Genomic DNA, 15,982 nt, shown 5'->3' on the forward strand with positions numbered 1-15,982 from the left:
TGGATTAATGAGGATCAAAGACTCATTAATGGAGTTCCATTTATACCAATTCGCTAAATTATAGCTACTGGCCCCTGCTCCCTTATCTCCTCTATCTTCCTCATCTCCCTCACCCCCCACTCCCCTCAGCCTGAAACAAGAATTTTGAGCAATACTGGTACAAGAAGGAATATTTACACAAAATCCCAACATGACAATTCAACCTAGTGATAAGCCTTTGCTAGAGTGGGCAGGCGATAGTTTGGCAATTGGATTATTTGAAGATGCAGTAGAGTTAACTGGAGAATTGGCAACTTTAGATCAAAAGTTTTCCGGGGTCTTAAAAGAACTAATTGCTGAAGAAGAATTTAAAGGTAAAGCCAACAGTACCATCTTCACTCGTGTGAATCCTGGTAGTCCAGTGCGTAAATTGATTCTGGTAGGTTTAGGCAAGCCAGATGCACTAAAACTCGACACTTTGCGACGCGCTGCTGCTGCTGTAGCCAGAGTAGCAAAAAAGCAAAAAAGCAAAATTCTGGGATTTAGTTTCCCATTGTGGAATAACGATCCAGCCGCAAGCGCCCAAGCGATCGCAGAAGGCGTAGAATTGGCGCTTTACCAAGATAATCGCTTTAAATCAGAACCAGAAGATAAAGGTTCACAAATAGAAACCGTAGATTTACTAGGATTTAGTGGACAAGAAGCAGCCATCACCCGCGCCAATCAAATCGTTTCCGGGGTAAATTTGGCACGGCAGTTAGTGGCAGCGCCAGCCAACGCGGTAACACCAATTACTTTGGCAGAAACTGCTCAAGCGATCGCTAAAGACTACGGTTTACAAGTAGAAATTCTGGAAAAAGAAGACTGTGAAAAGCTGGGTATGGGTGCTTTTTTGGGAGTAGCCCAAGCTTCCGAGTTGCCACCTAAATTCATTCACCTGACTTACAAGCCAGAAGGTAAACCCAAAAAGAAACTAGCAATTATTGGCAAAGGTGTAACCTTCGATTCCGGCGGACTCAACATTAAAGGTGCTGGTAGCGGCATCGAAACCATGAAAATTGATATGGGCGGTGCAGCTGCTACCTTAGGGGCGGCAAAAGCAATTGCTCAAATTAAGCCAGATGTTGAGGTTCACTTTATCTCGGCGGTGGCTGAAAACATGATTAGCGGTCGTGCTATGCACCCTGGAGACATACTTACAGCATCAAACGGCAAAACAATCGAAGTGAACAACACCGACGCTGAAGGACGTTTGACCCTAGCAGATGCCTTGGTGTATGCCGACAAATTAGGATTAGATGCGATCGTGGATTTAGCCACCCTAACCGGTGCTAACGTGATTGCCTTAGGTGAAGATATAGCTGGTTTGTACACTCCCGACGATGCTGTAGCTTCCCAGTTAGAGAAAGCCGCCCACATCTCAGGAGAAAAGATTTGGCGGATGCCAATGGAAGAAAAATATTTTGAAGGGCTAAAGTCTGGCATTGCCGACATGAAAAATACTGGCCCGCGCCCAGGTGGTTCCATTACCGCAGCCCTTTTCCTTAAGCAATTCGTCAAAGAAACACCTTGGGCGCACCTAGATATTGCTGGCCCAGTGTGGACAGATAAAGAAAATGGCTACAACGGCTCTGGGGCAACTGGCTACGGCGTTCGGACGCTAGTTAGCTGGGTACTGGGCATTGCGGAGTAGGGAGAAGAGGCAGGGAGCAGGGGGCAGGGAGCAGGGGGAAAGAGGTAATGTTATTCTCCCCAATTCCCAATTCCCCATTCCCCATTCCCCATTCCCAATTCATGCTATCTTGAGCTTGCCAGCAAAAATTGTTGCAATAGTAACAGAAGTAATTTGGCAGTCAGAAAGTTAAGCTTTTTCGGCAAAGCCATCTGGTAAAATTTATAAGGTTTCTAAAAGCTCTGAGCAATGGGATCGACTCGCGTACGGATCGCAATTGACGCAATGGGAGGGGATCATGCACCCGGTGAAATCGTTGCTGGCGCATTGCGAGCAAGGGAAGAATTGGGTGTAGATGTATTACTGGTTGGTGATCCCCAACAAATAGAAGCTGCCTTGCCGCCAAAAACGAATTTAGGGCAGATGGAGATCGTTCCTGCTGAGGAAGCGATCGCTATGGATGAGGAGCCTTTAAATGCAGTTAGACGCAAACGCAAGGCTTCTATCAATGTGGCGATGGATTTAGTCAAGCAGCAAAAGGCAGATGCCGTATTTTCTGCTGGTCACTCCGGGGCAGCTATGGCATCAGCTTTGCTCCGCTTAGGACGATTGCCGGGAATTGACCGCCCAGCCATTGGGACTGTTTTTCCGACAATTATTGCTGGTAAGCCAGTGTTGGTACTTGATGTCGGCGCGAATGTAGATTGCCGTCCGAAGTTTTTAGAGCAGTTTGCCGTCATGGGATCGGCTTACAGTCAATATGTCTTGGGTACAACCGAACCTAAAGTGGGTTTGTTGAATATTGGTGAAGAAGACTCTAAGGGCAATGATGCAGCCGTCCGCGCCCACCAATTGCTGCGCGAAAATTCCCAAATTAATTTTATTGGCAATGCCGAAGGGCGTGATGTGCTTTCCGGTCGCTTTGATGTGATTGTCTGTGACGGCTTTGTAGGAAATGTCTTATTAAAATTTGCCGAAGCAGTCGGAGAAGTGATTCTGCAAATTCTGCGGGAAGAATTACCCCAAGGATTGCACGGTCAAATCGGTTCAGCACTCTTAAAACCAAACCTGAAGCGGATTAAGCAGCGGATGGATCACGCAGAACATGGCGGCGCTTTGCTATTAGGCGTGGCAGGAGTCTGTTTTATCGGTCACGGTAGCTCACAAGCTCCTTCAATTTTTAATGCAATTCGTATGGCCAAAGAAGCCGTTGACAACCAGGTGCTACAACGAATTCAGTCCCAATATATCCTAGAGCGCGAAAGCGGTTAGCGATTCAGTCATAAGTCATGAGTCATTTGTCATTTGTCATTTGCAAGGACGAAAGACAAAAGACAAAGGCAAGGGACAAAAGACAAAAAGCTGATAGCTAGGGAGATTAGGAGTGGAAAACTTAGGCATAGCAATTACCGGAAGTGGCTCGGCAGTACCAGCAACTTCCTTACATAATCAGACATTAACTGAACTAGTTGAAACATCAGACGAGTGGATAACTACAAGAACTGGAATTCGTCAACGGCGATTAGCATTGCCATCTGAGTCCTTGAGTGTACTCGCTACTGCCGCCAGCAGTCAGGCGATCGCAGCTTCGGGAATTAAACCAGAAGACCTAGACCTGATTCTGCTAGCGACTTCCACCCCTGATGATTTGTTTGGTAGTGCTTGTCAAGTACAGGCTCAATTAGGAGCCACCAACGCAGTAGCTTTTGACTTGACAGCAGCCTGTTCTGGCTTCGTATTTGGTCTAGTTACGGCAGCCCAATACATTAGAACAGGTGTCTATAAAAATGTACTGTTGATAGGGGCAGATATCCTCTCCCGTTGGGTAGATTGGCAAGATAGGCGCACTTGTGTATTGTTCGGTGATGGTGCAGGGGCAGTAGTATTGCAGGCTTCTAAAAGCGATCGCTTATTAGGATTTGCACTGAAAAGTGATGGCACTCAAAACCATCACCTCAACCTTGCCTATGCAGGCGCTTCTCAAGAACTACTCACTGGTGTAAATATCACCAAAGGCACTTACCAACCTATTACTATGAACGGCAAAGAAGTCTACCGCTTTGCTGTCCAGAAAGTGCCAGAAATCATTGATAAAGCCTTGTTTCAAGCCAACCTTAGTGTTGACCAAATAGATTGGCTGCTGTTGCATCAAGCCAATCAGCGGATTATCGATGCCGTCGCCCAACGCTTGAATGTCCCAGAACATAAGGTTATAAGTAATCTCGCTCAGTACGGCAATACCTCTGCTGCTTCCATTCCCTTAGCTTTGGATGAAGCAGTGCGGCAAGGTAAAATTAAACCTAATGATATTGTTGCTGCATCCGGCTTTGGTGCCGGTCTTACCTGGGGTGCGGCAATTTTTCAATGGGGAAGGTGAATATTTTGTCCTTTGTCCTTTGTCATTAGTCATTTGTCCTTTGTTAATGACCAATAACTAATGACCAATGATCAATGTCCAATGACCAATGACTAATGACTAATGACTAAAACTGCATGGGTGTTTCCCGGACAAGGTTCTCAAGCACTGGGAATGGGAATTGATTTATTAGATATAGCCTCCGCTAAAAACAAATTTGCCCAAGCTGAGGAAATTTTGGGCTGGTCTGTAACAGAAATCTGTCAAAACGAAGAAGAAAAGTTATCACAGACGCTATACACTCAGCCAATTCTTTATGTGGTAGAAAGCATTCTTGCTGACCTTCTCCGAGAACGTGGACACCAGCCAGATTTAGTTGCTGGCCACAGTTTGGGAGAATATTCTGCCCTTTATGTAGCGGGTGTCTTTGAGTGGTCGGCTGGTTTATATCTAGTAAAGCGTCGTGCAGAACTCATGGATAGTGCCGTTGGTGGGATGATGGCGGCTTTGATGAACTTTGACCGCGAACAGTTGGAAAAAGTCATTGCCCAAACGCCTGATGTGGTGCTAGCAAATGACAATAGTTCGGGTCAGGTGGTAATTTCAGGCACGATTGAGGCTGTACAAGCAGTGATGACTCAAGTTAAAGCAAAACGTGCTATTCCCCTAAAAGTTTCTGGAGCATTTCACTCACATTTAATAGCACCCGCGGCTACGGAATTCCAAGACATTTTAGAATCTGTGGAATTTCAGCCAGCTACTGTGCCGGTCTTGTCTAATGTAGAACCAATTCCATCTATTGATGCCGAGATTTTAAAGCAGCGCCTAAATAAACAAATGACTGGTTCTGTAAGATGGCGAGAAATCTCTCTGCAATTACCAGCTAACGGTATCCAACAAGTAATGGAAATTGGGCCTGGTAAAGTCCTAACTGGCTTGATTAAACGCAGTAGCCCTGACTTAATTTTAAAAAACATCCAGAGTGCTGCTGATTTACCTGTTTAGTTTGACAGCATCTTGGGCAGATCATCTAGAATAAATTCCAGATCAACTTCTTTAGCCTCAGTTTGAATTTCAGCGACTGGATTGGGATAGTGATACTGATACAGTTGAATAAATTCCAACAAATCTTGGGCGTAATTCTGTATATGGGTGAGGTTGCCGTGAATAAAGTTGACAGGATTATTGGTTTCATGTGCCACGCCTGCTACCAGTTGCCCCAAGGCTGACATTTTTTCACTCTGGATCATCTGGGATTGGGTACGGCGCAGTTCTTCAAGTGTCTTCTGTAACGTTATTGTCTGCTTCTCAACCCTTAGCTCTAAGGCATTGTTAACCTGTTCTAGTTCGATGAAAGAAGTTTTTAACTGACTTGCCATGCTGTTGAAAGAACTAGCAAGTCCTCCGAGTTCATCCTGTCGTGTGGTGTCGAGATCGATCGCAAAGTCACCGTTGGCAAGTTGGTTACTAGCAGCGGTTAAGTGTTTTGTGGGTAAGTGAGGTAGGGCGATTCTTAACGAAACGGATATACCTAAAAGGCCATTGTTGCTGAAGGGTTTGTCTAAATTGGGTAAGCATGGAGTAGCAGAGATAAGTATTTAGGCTGAAGATTTCCTGAAAATTCGTGTCAATGTGCAGACGGATGTATGTGCTACAGCGGTAGCTGGATCACAAATTCAGTACCTTCGCCTGGTGAAGAATTTACCTCAATCACTCCTCCATGTTTTTCTGTGACAATTTGACGAGCGATCGCTAATCCTAATCCTGTACCCTTACCCACACCTTTTGTAGTAAATAAGTGGTCAAAAATCTTTTGTTTTACTTCTTCATTTATCCCATTACCATTATCAGCAATAGAAATTTTCACGCCTTGATTTGCTACTGAGGTTTTAATGATAATTCGGTTGGGATTGTCCTTAATTTCCTCAAAACTCCGTCCTGTATTTGATTCATCTAGCGCCTCAATGGCATTTGCCATAATATTCATAAATACCTGATTTAGTTGCCCAGGGAAACATTCAAACTGCGGCAAATTACCATAATCAGTTATCACTTCAATTGTTGGACGTTCTTCGTTTGCTTTAAGGCGATGTTTGAGAATTAAAATCGTACTGTCGATACCTTCATGGATATTAAATGGCACTTTGTAATCTTTATCAGCACGGGAGAAAGTTCGGAGACTGGTACTAATGTTGTGAAGGCGATCGCACGCCATAGTCATTGAATCAATAATCTTGGGTAAGTCTTCTAAGCTATAATCCAAGTCAATTTCTTCAGCATGTTCTTTGATTTGATCATCGGGATTGGGAAGACTTGCTTGATATAGTTTTAAGTGTTCAACAATATCCGCAATGGTAGGTTTAGTTTGTTTGAGACTAGCAGCAATGAAGCCCAAAGGATTATTCATTTCATGGGCTACCCCAGCAACTAAATTACCCAATGCAGACATTTTCTCACTCTGAACCATTTGTAATTGTGCTTGTTGTAATTCTTCTAAAGCTTTTTTCAATTCTTGGGATTTTTGAATGACGGCGGCTTCGGCTTGTTTGCGTTCTGTGACATCTAACAACAAGCCATCCCAAATAATTGAGCCATCAGCTTGTTTAATTGGACGGGATGCAGCTTGAATCCATTTTAACTGACCAGAAAGGGTGATAATTCGTCCTTGATATAGCCAAGGCTCCAAGGTTTGAGCAGAAATGGTAATAGTCTCTTGATAACGCACCATATCCTCTGGGTGAGTCAGAGATATCAAACTGTTAGCATCAGCCACTGCCTGCTCTGATGGGACTTCGTAAATTTCATAACAACCAGTGCTAACATAGCTTAACCTGGTGATACCATCTGGTAAAAGTTGGAATTGATAAATCATTCCCGGAACATTTTCCGCAAGGCGGTGAAAACGGGCTTCGGTATCCTGTAAATTAGTGTACAATTGGGCATTTTCTAAGGATATTGCTGCTTGGGAAGAAAGTAAGTTAATAACGCTGAGGCGATCGCTAGTAAATACCCCTTGAGTTAGTTGATTTTCTAGGTAAAGAATCCCTAGCAAATGCCCTTGATTAATAATCGGGGTACACAATACACTCTGAGGTTTTATTCGGTGCATATATTCCCCAATTACACCAAGAATATCTGTTTGCAAGTTATCGATCACAACTGTTTGTTGGGTATTTTTGACGTAATTGATAATTGTTATGGGAATATCTTGACAAGTATCTAGTGGTTGTGTGTCAAGAATGGTTTGTATCGCAATCTGGGAATTTGATCCATGATTAATAAAGGTAATTGCCCTAACTTGCCAAGTATCTCCTTGGGGAAGAATTAGTGCAGATTTTTTCGCGCCAGAGTTTTCTAGGATAATGCGGGTGAGGCTAGCAATGAGTTGATCTAATTCTAGAGAACTGGATATAGCTTGAGCGGCTTTAAGGACAGAGGTAAAATCCAGACCATCAGAAATACAAGTGCTGTCAGTGCTAGAACTACGAGTAGATGAGGAAGTACCACGAAAGCTAATAGTTTCTAGAGGGTTAAGGTTAATTCGTTGTTGTTCCAGGATGGGTTGAAGCAGTTGGGGATAGCGTTTTTCTAAGTCATTAGTTTTGGCTTTTGCGCCCCAACGAGCGTAGCAGTAGTATGCTTCTTGCATATATGGTTGAGCGACTTTTTCTTTACCCCAGTCGAGGTAGAATTTGGCTGCTAATTCGTTGCTAAGTGCTTCTTCTTGGATGTAGGCGTTGGCTTTGGCAAGGGAGATGGCGCGATCATAATATTCCATCGCCTTGAGCTTATCTCCCATTACCCGCGCTGTTTCTGCCTCAACTAAGTCGTACTTGTGCTGAAAATTAACAGGAGCATAGCCAGCCCAATAGTGCATGAGTTTTTGGTTGGTAATTACCTGATTTAACCAACATTCTTGCTGATTCTGTTCGCGATCGCAGCTAGAATACTTTGCAAGTAAGCACAAAGAGTAGTAAAAGTTATGTGCCACAACTAAGAGTAGACCAAAGGCTCCATTCATATACCCGGTGGCTTTTTCTGCATTGCTTGCAGCTTCTTCATACTGGTCAAAGGTATAAAGAATAGCTGTTTTGGCAAGATAGATAGCAAATAGTGATTGATGATTGTGGGTGTTGTGAAGATGCGGCAGCATTTCTTCCTCATCAAAATCAACACCAATCAGATAATATTGGTGAGAGGATCGACCGAGTAAATTTAAGGTGACTTGCCTCCAAACCTGGGCATAATCAAGACAATGTTTTTGTTTGAGTTTTAAAAGTAAATTAATATATTTTGTTTGCCTTTCTTCAACAGCATCTAGAGTTTCTCCAATTAAGAATAAATGCGTACACTCAGCCATGATTGAATAGCTAGCGTGTTCAATATCTCCAACTTCTAGCCCACACTGGATACTTTCTCGTAAAGCTGTGAGTGTATTTCGACCATGCTCTTTGTAAGCACAGATAAAAACACCAAAAATCATATAAATTTTTGAACTGATTTCTTTACTCTGGTATTGTTCTAGTAGCTTTAAAGCTATTTGACTTGAGTAATAAGCGGTATCGACATCTCCGATTACAGCACAAAGAAATACACCATAACTTCCATAGGCAAAAGCAGCCAAAGATGAATGTCCCTGTTCAAGACAAAGATGCAGCATTGTTAGTGCTATTGACGGAAACATATCCGGTTTGACATGATGAACAGGAGGTGTAATACTAATCAGCAACCGTAGTGCAGCCAAAGATTCTAGATTGGTCATTTCTGGAATATGAGCTAACTTTGTTAAAGTTGGTAGTTGAGCTAAACGATTCTCTGGTTCTACATCAGGCGATCTCAACGAAATTTTTAACTGCTCTAGTGCTTTTAACCCTGTTTCAATGGCTTTAACTTGTTGATCTTGGGCAATATAAATTTGAACTTTCAGTTCATAAGCTTTAACTCTGTCCAACATCTGCGTAGTTTGCTGTAAGATCAGGTCTGTCAGTTTGATAGCCTCTTCAAAGCTAGTATTTAAGTATTCTGCTTTTGCTGCATCTTCATACAGCGCTAGGGTGAGATCATAATGACTTTGCCAGCTATCTGCTGTTAGCAGTTCCATTCCTAGCGTTAGATACTCAATCGCAGCAATGTAGGCAGTGGCAGCTATAGCTTTCCGTCCAGCTAACAGATTTAACTGAGCTAGTTGATCTCGTTCTATCTGTTGAGTAATTAATCCTAACCCCAGGTTCAATTGACTAACAATTTGAAATATTTTCTCTTCTTTTTCGCTTTTAGAAATATTATTTAATAGGATCTGACCCAGTTTTAAGTGAGTAGTCTGCTTCTGAGCTTCTGGAATTAAACAATAAGCAGCTTGTTGAACACGATCGTGTAAAAATTTATATATTGGGACTTGGAAATTGGAATTTAAAGGCTTTGATTCAGAATCCTGTCCACTGTGTTGAAAGAATTTATAAACATCACCAGTAGTTAAAAGTAACCCTTCTTCCAAAGCTTTCCACAAATCAGCAGCTGTTTCAATTTCCGATGATTCCGAAACAATTGCCAAGGTTGCTAAATCAAATTGATTGCCAATACAAGCAGCTAACTGTAAGATATTTTGAGTTGATTGTGGCAATCTTTGTAGTTGAAATGCCATAAAGGCAACAACATCATCTGTAACCGCTAGAGTCGTCACTTGTGCAATGTCACATTCCCAAAAGCCTGATTCAAAGTTAAATTTAATCAGCCTATCTTGATGTAATGCTTTGATAAACTGTGTAGCAAAAAATGGATTACCTTGAGTTTTTTGAGATACAAGTAGGGAAAGAGGCAACGCTAAATCTTCAGAACACTTAAGTGTGTCAGCAATTAACTGATTCACTTGTCTTTGACTTAGTGGTGCCAATGTAATTGTATTAATAGTTGCTTGTGTTTTTTCAATTTTATCCAAGGTCAACATTAACGGATGTGCTTTTTTGACTTCATTATCACGATATGCACCAATTAATAATAGATGTCCTGTATCAGCCATTAATAACTGCATTAACTTCAGCGATGCTGAATCCGCCCATTGTAAATCATCTAAAAACATCACTAATGGATGTTCGGCAGTGGTAAAAACTTGGGTAAACTTTTGGAATATTAAATTAAATCTAATTTGTGCTGCATTTTCTGATAATTCTGGAGGCGATGGTTGTTGACCAATAATTCTTTCTAATTCTGGGATGACTTCAATAATTACTTGTCCATTTTCACCCACAGCCTCTAATATTTTGCTTTTCCATTGCTGGATTTGTCCATCACTTTCTGTTAATAGTTGCTTCATGAAATCCCGAAATGCTTGCACCAATGCACTTAAGGGAATCTTCCGTTGAAATTGGTCAAATTTCCCTTTGATAAAATAACCGCGTTGTCTAACAATCGGTTTATGAATTTCATTAACAACCGCAGTTTTACCAATACCAGAAAAACCAGCTACCAGCATCATTTCTGTTGCACCAAGGCTAACTCTTTCAAATGCTTGGAGTAGGGTTTCTACTTCTGTTTCCCGTCCATAAAGTTTATCAGGGATAATAAAGCGATCGCACACATCCCGTTGGGCAATTGGGAAACTTTTAATTTCACCAGTTTCTTGGATTTGAGATAAACAATTTTCTAAATCAAATTTCAGTCCCAATGCAGTCTGATAGCGGTCTTCAGCATTTTTCGCCATCAATTTCATCACGATGTTACAGAGAACTTGGGGAATAGGAAAAGAAACCTCACCCCAACCCTCTCCTTGGCATGGGGAGGGAGCCAAAGGCGATCGAGGTTTATTCATATTTGCTGGAAGTTTTGCTAAATGGCAATGTACTAACTCCATCGGATCATTGGATTGGAACGGTAATTCTCCCGTCAATAATTCGTAAAAAGTCACACCTAAAGAATAGAAGTCAGTTCGGTAGTCAATTCCTCGATTCATTCTTCCTGTCTGTTCAGGAGAAATATAACTAAGCGTCCCTTCCAATACATTAGGATTCATCAGTGTTTGAGTTTCCCGCGGTAATATGGATGCAATACTAAAGTCAATTAATTTAACTTGTTTGGTTTCTGGATTAATTAGAATATTGGCGGGTTTAATATCTTTATGAATAATCCGATCGCAATACAAGGTATCTAAGGTATTGCACAGTGCGATCGCTATCTGTAAAAACTCCGTGAGATTTCGTAGGTTTTCCCCTGTTCCCCATTCTTTAAGAGAAATTCCACCAAAGTCTTCCATCACCAATGCATAGCTATTTTGATACGGTTCTAGGCTATAAGTTTGGATGATTAGAGGAGAATTGAGATTTTTGGCAATGGTGTATTGATTGCGAAACTGCACCAGTTCACTAAAACTTGGATAAGGATTTTTCAAAAGTTTAATTACCACAGGTAAAGAGTCAGTTTCTCGATAACCGCGATAAACTATGGTTCTCGAACCATTATAAAGTTGTTCGTTAACTTGATATCCGGGAATAGTAACTAGAGTGTTAACCATATTGCTAAATCCTGACGATTTACAGATTTAGTATTCCCAGATGGGTGAAGCAATTCATAATTTAAAAGAATATCAAACAATAAATTATCCAATATTCGTAGATATGATACGTTACGGAGTTTCGCCTAATACTGGATATTTTTTAATTGGAAGCCCCTAAAAGGATATTTTCAAAGCTAAGGAATGTAGCAAAAAAGCTGACTTAAAATTGTCGAAATCAGTACCTTGGGTTTCTACAGCTTTTTGGAGTTTGCTCTGGGCCTTGCGATCGCGTATGCTAAATTCAGTCTGATTTGAATTATCTTCTGTGGACAGAAACCGCGAACCGTTTATCAGTCTGGCACTTTACCACGCCTTTAAATGGTCGGTCGTTAGCCCCATGCTTCACACTTACTTTCGGGGCCAGATTTATGGTACGGAAAATGTCCCCCAATCAGGGCCATTGTTAGTAGTAAGTAATCACGCTAGTTATTTTGACCCGCCAATTGTCTCCAACTGTGTACGTCGTCCAGTGGCGTACATGGCTAAGGAAGAGTTATTTAAGATCCCAATTTTGGCGCAAGCGATTAAATTGTACGGTGCTTACCCGGTGAGTCGAGGAAATGCCGATCGCAATGCCATCCGTTCCGCCCTAGAATATCTCAATAATGGTTGGGCTGTCGGTGTTTTCTTGCAAGGTACTCGCACCCCAGATGGTCGAATTACAGACCCCAAGAGAGGCGCACTGCTGCTAGCGGCGAAAGCAAAAGCCCCAATATTACCCGTGAGTGTCTGGGGTACTGAAGAGATTTTACAAAAAGGCTCTTCCCTACCTCGCGCAGTTCCCATCACTGTGAGAATTGGTAACTTGATTGATGCTCCCAGTTCCACCAATAAAGACGAATTGGAAGCGTTGACACAAAAGTGTGCCACGGTAATTAACGAGATGCATGATTTAGGAAGATGAGTTAGACAAGCAAGAAATATATGCTTTAGGGAGGTAGCGATCGCACCTTAGCCTCTGTATGTTTAAGGTCAATGTGCTCTAGCAATGAAGTCTAACTTTATGCTTAAATGCAACTGCTAGGCAAATTTACCATCAATTTAACCCTAAACAGCATATGAGCGGCTTTGAAGCCAAGAATTTTTGGGAGCGATTAAATAATCTGGCGTTAGTCCGCTTTTTGCTTTTGGTTGCTTCTGGCTGGGCAATTGTACAGCTTTTAGCTTACTTTGAAGCGGTCATTGTTATTTTTACATTTGCTGCAATTTTGGCTTTTTTACTCAGCTATCCTGTACAGGGACTGCGGCGTTTTTTGCCCCACGGTGTAGCGGTTGGTGTCATTTTCTTGCTCAGTATTGTGATTATAGGCGGTCTGATAATTACCGTGGGCTTAACGGTTTTATCTCAAGGACAACAATTAATTGATAGTATCACGGCATTTTTAAATTCTTTAGTACCTTTATTAGAGCGGCTAGAAGGATTTTTGCAAAGCCGTAATTTACAGATAGATTTAAGTTTCATTGAAGAGCAATTGCGGAATCAAGCTGTATCAAGCCTTGTGACTAGTTTAGCTATTTTACAAGGGTTTATGACAAATTTCGTAACTTTTATATTGATTGCAGTGGTGGCTTTTTTCATGCTACTAGATGGAGAAAAATTGTGGAATTTTATTTTAAAAATAGTCCCAAAACACCGACGTAACAGATTTACAAATATAATCAGACGCTCTTTTTTAGGTTTTTTTAGAGGTCAGTTATTATTAAGTGCATTTCTCACAAGTTCTACTTTTTTAGTTTTCTTAATATTAAAAGTACCTTTTGCTTTAATATTGTCAATAATAGTTGGAATTCTTGATATCATTCCTGGCATAGGAGCAACATTAGGAGTAAGCACAATTACTCTATTTGTGTTGTCTCAAGGCGTTTGGTTAGCATTGAAAGTATTGATAGCTTGTATTGTTCTCCAACAGATACAAGACAACTTGATTGCGCCTCGAATTATGCAAGGTGCGCTGAATCTTAATCCTGTAGTGGTATTTTTTGCTTTGCTAATAGGCGCTAGAGTAGCAGGATTATTAGGTGTTTTTATATCTATTCCTATAGCTGGAGTAATTGTATCTTTATTTGAAATTGATGAAATGAAATCAGAAGTTTAGTAATTGGTTATTTGTCATGAAGTACCTTTTAGTTAATAATGGGAAAATAGCCATCTACAAATAAACATTGGGGAATGATGTCGGATTTAAGAGCAGAATTAACAGAAATTTTGGATGAGGCAGAGTGGGAGTGGCTAATTCCTCATGTACAAAGAGATGCAGTAATTTTGGTGGCACTTGAGCTAAACTTGGTGGATGTTGGAGTAGCGATCGCCAGTGATAACATACCATCGGTGGAACAGTGGATTGATAAGCAATTGATTGCCAAACCCACGACAGCACAGGTGGGAGAATGGAATAGCGATCGCACTAAGCGATTTAATACTCTCATTGTTCAACCTTACGTTCTGGCGCAAGAAATAGTTGCTGCTTAATCAGTTTTTGTGGCGTTTTCCATCAGAGTTGGTGTTGTGATAGTTTCTAAGGAAATATGGCTTGTTGTGTCAGTTATTACTTGGTTATTGCCACGCACTAACTGGCTGATTTGGCCAATTAATTCGCCTAATTTGCCTTCGTCAAGTAAAGTATTGATTAAGGAAAGTCCACTGGTGGATAGTAGTAATTTGTTAATATCTTGACTGCTACTACTGCCGTTTGCACCAGGGAATGAGTAAATACGAGTATCTCCTAAAACTCCCGGTTGTGGTGCTAAAGCGGTGACAATTTCTGGTAGTTTATCGGCTAATTCTGGCCAGATTGAGGTAATAATTTTGGCAGTGAGGTTGGCGTTACTAATGGAATTTTCGGCAGAAATTTTTGCTTGAATACCTTCTGCTTCTGCTAAAACTTTATCGCGGTTAGCTGCTGCTAGAGTGCGAATTGCTTCAGCTTCTAATTCTGCTGCTTGTTGGGCGATTTCTGCTTGACGACGACGGCGGAAAGCATCGATTTCCACAACGTTGCGATCGCCAATACTCCGTTCTTCAGCTTCTCGTTCCGCAGCAATCACCGATAGGCGTTTGTTGCGTTCGGCTTTTTCAACTTCACCTGCTGTCTTAACTGATTCCTCGGCTTTGGCTTGTTGTGCTTGTGCAACAAAGCTTTCGCGTTTTTTGTTAGCAATAGCGATCGCTACATCTTCTTGAGCAAGCTTTGCCAATCTTTCTGACTCAGCTATCTGCACTTGTGCTTGTAGCTTTCCAGATTCTACACTTTGTTGACGTAAAATCTCTGCAAGCTCAGATTCTTGTTTTTGCAATGTTTGCGCTACATTTAGCTGTTTATTGCGTTCTTCTAGGGAAATATCAGCTTCAATTTGGCTTTGCTGCACCGATAATTTTTTGCGAATTTCTTCTTCTTCAATTGATTTTTCCTGCAAAATTTTGGTACGCCGTACTGTTGCAGCTTCTCTATCTTTGGATTCTTGAATTTCGCGTTCTTTCTGGGCTTTTAATGCTTCTACTTGCAATTTTTGCTCTAATTTAGCACTTTCTTGTTCTTGGGCAATTTGTAGCGATCGCTTTTGGGCATCCAGTTCTTTTTGCTCAATTGTCACTTGTGCTGCTAACTCAACTTCCCGTTTTTGTTGAATTGAGCGCTGAATAATTTCTGTTCGTAAACGCACACCTTGAGCATCAAAGAAGTTATCTGGATCGTAGGTAACACTTTCTAATATTTCTGAGATGGCGATGTTGTTTAGAGTTAATCCGACTTTTTTCAAATCGGTGCCAACTAAGTTCAACACCTCCTGAGCAAACCCCAATTTATCAGAATCTATTTCCGCTAAATCCTTAGTTTTAGCTGCCGCCCTAATTGCATCATCTGCTCGTTTCTCTAAAGCATTTTTAATATCTTCAGGAGTAATTTTAATGCCATTTTGAGATAGTCTAGCGGCTGCTGTTAAAACATCATCTTCGGAGGCATTAATACATACATAAAAAGTGACTCTAATATCTGCTCGTAAGTAATCTTTAGTCCGAACTGCAAGCTTACCTGTGCGTTCCACATCAATAGAAATTTCTCGCAGAGGTACACGAGTTAGCTGATGAAATCCCGGTAGAACAATACAACCACCATAAAGAATCACTGATTTCTTTTTAATAAAAAGACCACCAGTCCTGACGAAAGCTTCGTTGTTGGGTGTAACTACATAAACCCGCGTATAAGCAAACAGGCTAAATAGTAGTAATAAAACCAAAGCGGCAATAATTCCAGGAAATACTAATCCCCCGTTAATTTGGGCAACAGTCGGCTGGATTTTGACTGGAAGTGTTTGGGAAATTAATGTTGTTTGCTTTTTTTGTGTTTGAAAATTAATTTGTGGAGCTTCAGCTATTGTGACGCTAGGTAAGTACTGGATGAAAGTTAACCAAAAAAGCATATTTTTCCTCTCA

The 15,982-nt window shown here is 41.3% G+C and carries 10 protein-coding genes; 7 read left to right on the plus strand and 3 right to left on the minus strand.

Going from position 1 to position 15,982, the window contains the following annotated elements; genetic code table 11:
• The first annotated feature begins 190 nt into the window (after nucleotides 1-190).
• The 4 genes from H6G92_RS24945 (at nucleotide 191) to fabD (ending at nucleotide 5,012) form a co-directional block, all read left to right on the plus strand.
• The gene (locus tag H6G92_RS24945) at nucleotides 191-1,672 is read left to right on the plus strand and encodes a leucyl aminopeptidase (protein ID WP_190896827.1); all 1,482 of its coding nucleotides are present in this window, start codon (nucleotides 191-193) and stop codon (nucleotides 1,670-1,672) included.
• Between the two features lie 228 nt (nucleotides 1,673-1,900).
• The gene (gene plsX, locus H6G92_RS24950) at nucleotides 1,901-2,923 is read left to right on the plus strand and encodes a phosphate acyltransferase PlsX (RefSeq protein ID WP_190896829.1); all 1,023 of its coding nucleotides are present in this window, start codon (nucleotides 1,901-1,903) and stop codon (nucleotides 2,921-2,923) included.
• A gap of 112 nt (nucleotides 2,924-3,035) precedes the next feature.
• The gene (locus H6G92_RS24955) at nucleotides 3,036-4,028 is read left to right on the plus strand and encodes a beta-ketoacyl-ACP synthase 3 (protein ID WP_190896831.1); all 993 of its coding nucleotides are present in this window, start codon (nucleotides 3,036-3,038) and stop codon (nucleotides 4,026-4,028) included.
• A 102-nt stretch (nucleotides 4,029-4,130) separates the two neighbouring features.
• Nucleotides 4,131-5,012, plus strand: a complete 882-nt coding sequence (gene fabD / locus H6G92_RS24960; RefSeq protein WP_190896833.1) for an ACP S-malonyltransferase — start codon at nucleotides 4,131-4,133, stop codon at nucleotides 5,010-5,012.
• On the opposite strand, the gene H6G92_RS40905 is transcribed toward fabD, so the two are convergent.
• Both H6G92_RS40905 and H6G92_RS24970 read right to left on the minus strand, forming a co-directional pair.
• Nucleotides 5,009-5,605, minus strand: a complete 597-nt coding sequence (locus H6G92_RS40905) for a HAMP domain-containing protein (protein ID WP_190896869.1) — start codon at nucleotides 5,603-5,605, stop codon at nucleotides 5,009-5,011. The genes fabD and H6G92_RS40905 overlap by 4 nt on opposite strands.
• 53 nt (nucleotides 5,606-5,658) lie before the next feature.
• The gene (locus H6G92_RS24970) at nucleotides 5,659-11,511 is read right to left on the minus strand and encodes a trifunctional serine/threonine-protein kinase/ATP-binding protein/sensor histidine kinase (protein ID WP_190896836.1); all 5,853 of its coding nucleotides are present in this window, start codon (nucleotides 11,509-11,511) and stop codon (nucleotides 5,659-5,661) included.
• A 307-nt stretch (nucleotides 11,512-11,818) separates the two neighbouring features.
• Between H6G92_RS24970 and H6G92_RS24975 the strand changes: the two genes are divergently transcribed.
• From H6G92_RS24975 to H6G92_RS24985, 3 genes are all read left to right on the plus strand, one after another.
• Entirely contained in the window at nucleotides 11,819-12,457 is a 639-nt protein-coding gene (locus tag H6G92_RS24975) for a lysophospholipid acyltransferase family protein (protein WP_190896838.1), read from the plus strand.
• 154 nt (nucleotides 12,458-12,611) lie between these two features.
• Nucleotides 12,612-13,649, plus strand: a complete 1,038-nt coding sequence (locus tag H6G92_RS24980; protein WP_190896840.1) for an AI-2E family transporter — start codon at nucleotides 12,612-12,614, stop codon at nucleotides 13,647-13,649.
• A 77-nt stretch (nucleotides 13,650-13,726) separates the two neighbouring features.
• On the plus strand, nucleotides 13,727-14,023 hold the full coding sequence (locus H6G92_RS24985; RefSeq protein WP_190896871.1) for a DUF2288 domain-containing protein: 297 nt from the start codon (nucleotides 13,727-13,729) through the stop codon (nucleotides 14,021-14,023).
• Here the strand turns inward: H6G92_RS24985 and H6G92_RS24990 are convergent.
• Nucleotides 14,020-15,969 carry an SPFH domain-containing protein gene (locus H6G92_RS24990; RefSeq protein ID WP_190896842.1) on the minus strand — a complete coding sequence of 650 codons (1,950 nt, stop codon included), beginning with the start codon at nucleotides 15,967-15,969 and terminating at the stop codon, nucleotides 14,020-14,022. The genes H6G92_RS24985 and H6G92_RS24990 overlap by 4 nt on opposite strands.
• Nucleotides 15,970-15,982: the final 13 nt, after the last annotated feature.

This window comes from Nostoc foliaceum FACHB-393, assembly GCF_014698505.1.
GTDB classification, from domain to species: Bacteria; Cyanobacteriota; Cyanobacteriia; order Cyanobacteriales; family Nostocaceae; genus Nostoc; species Nostoc foliaceum_A.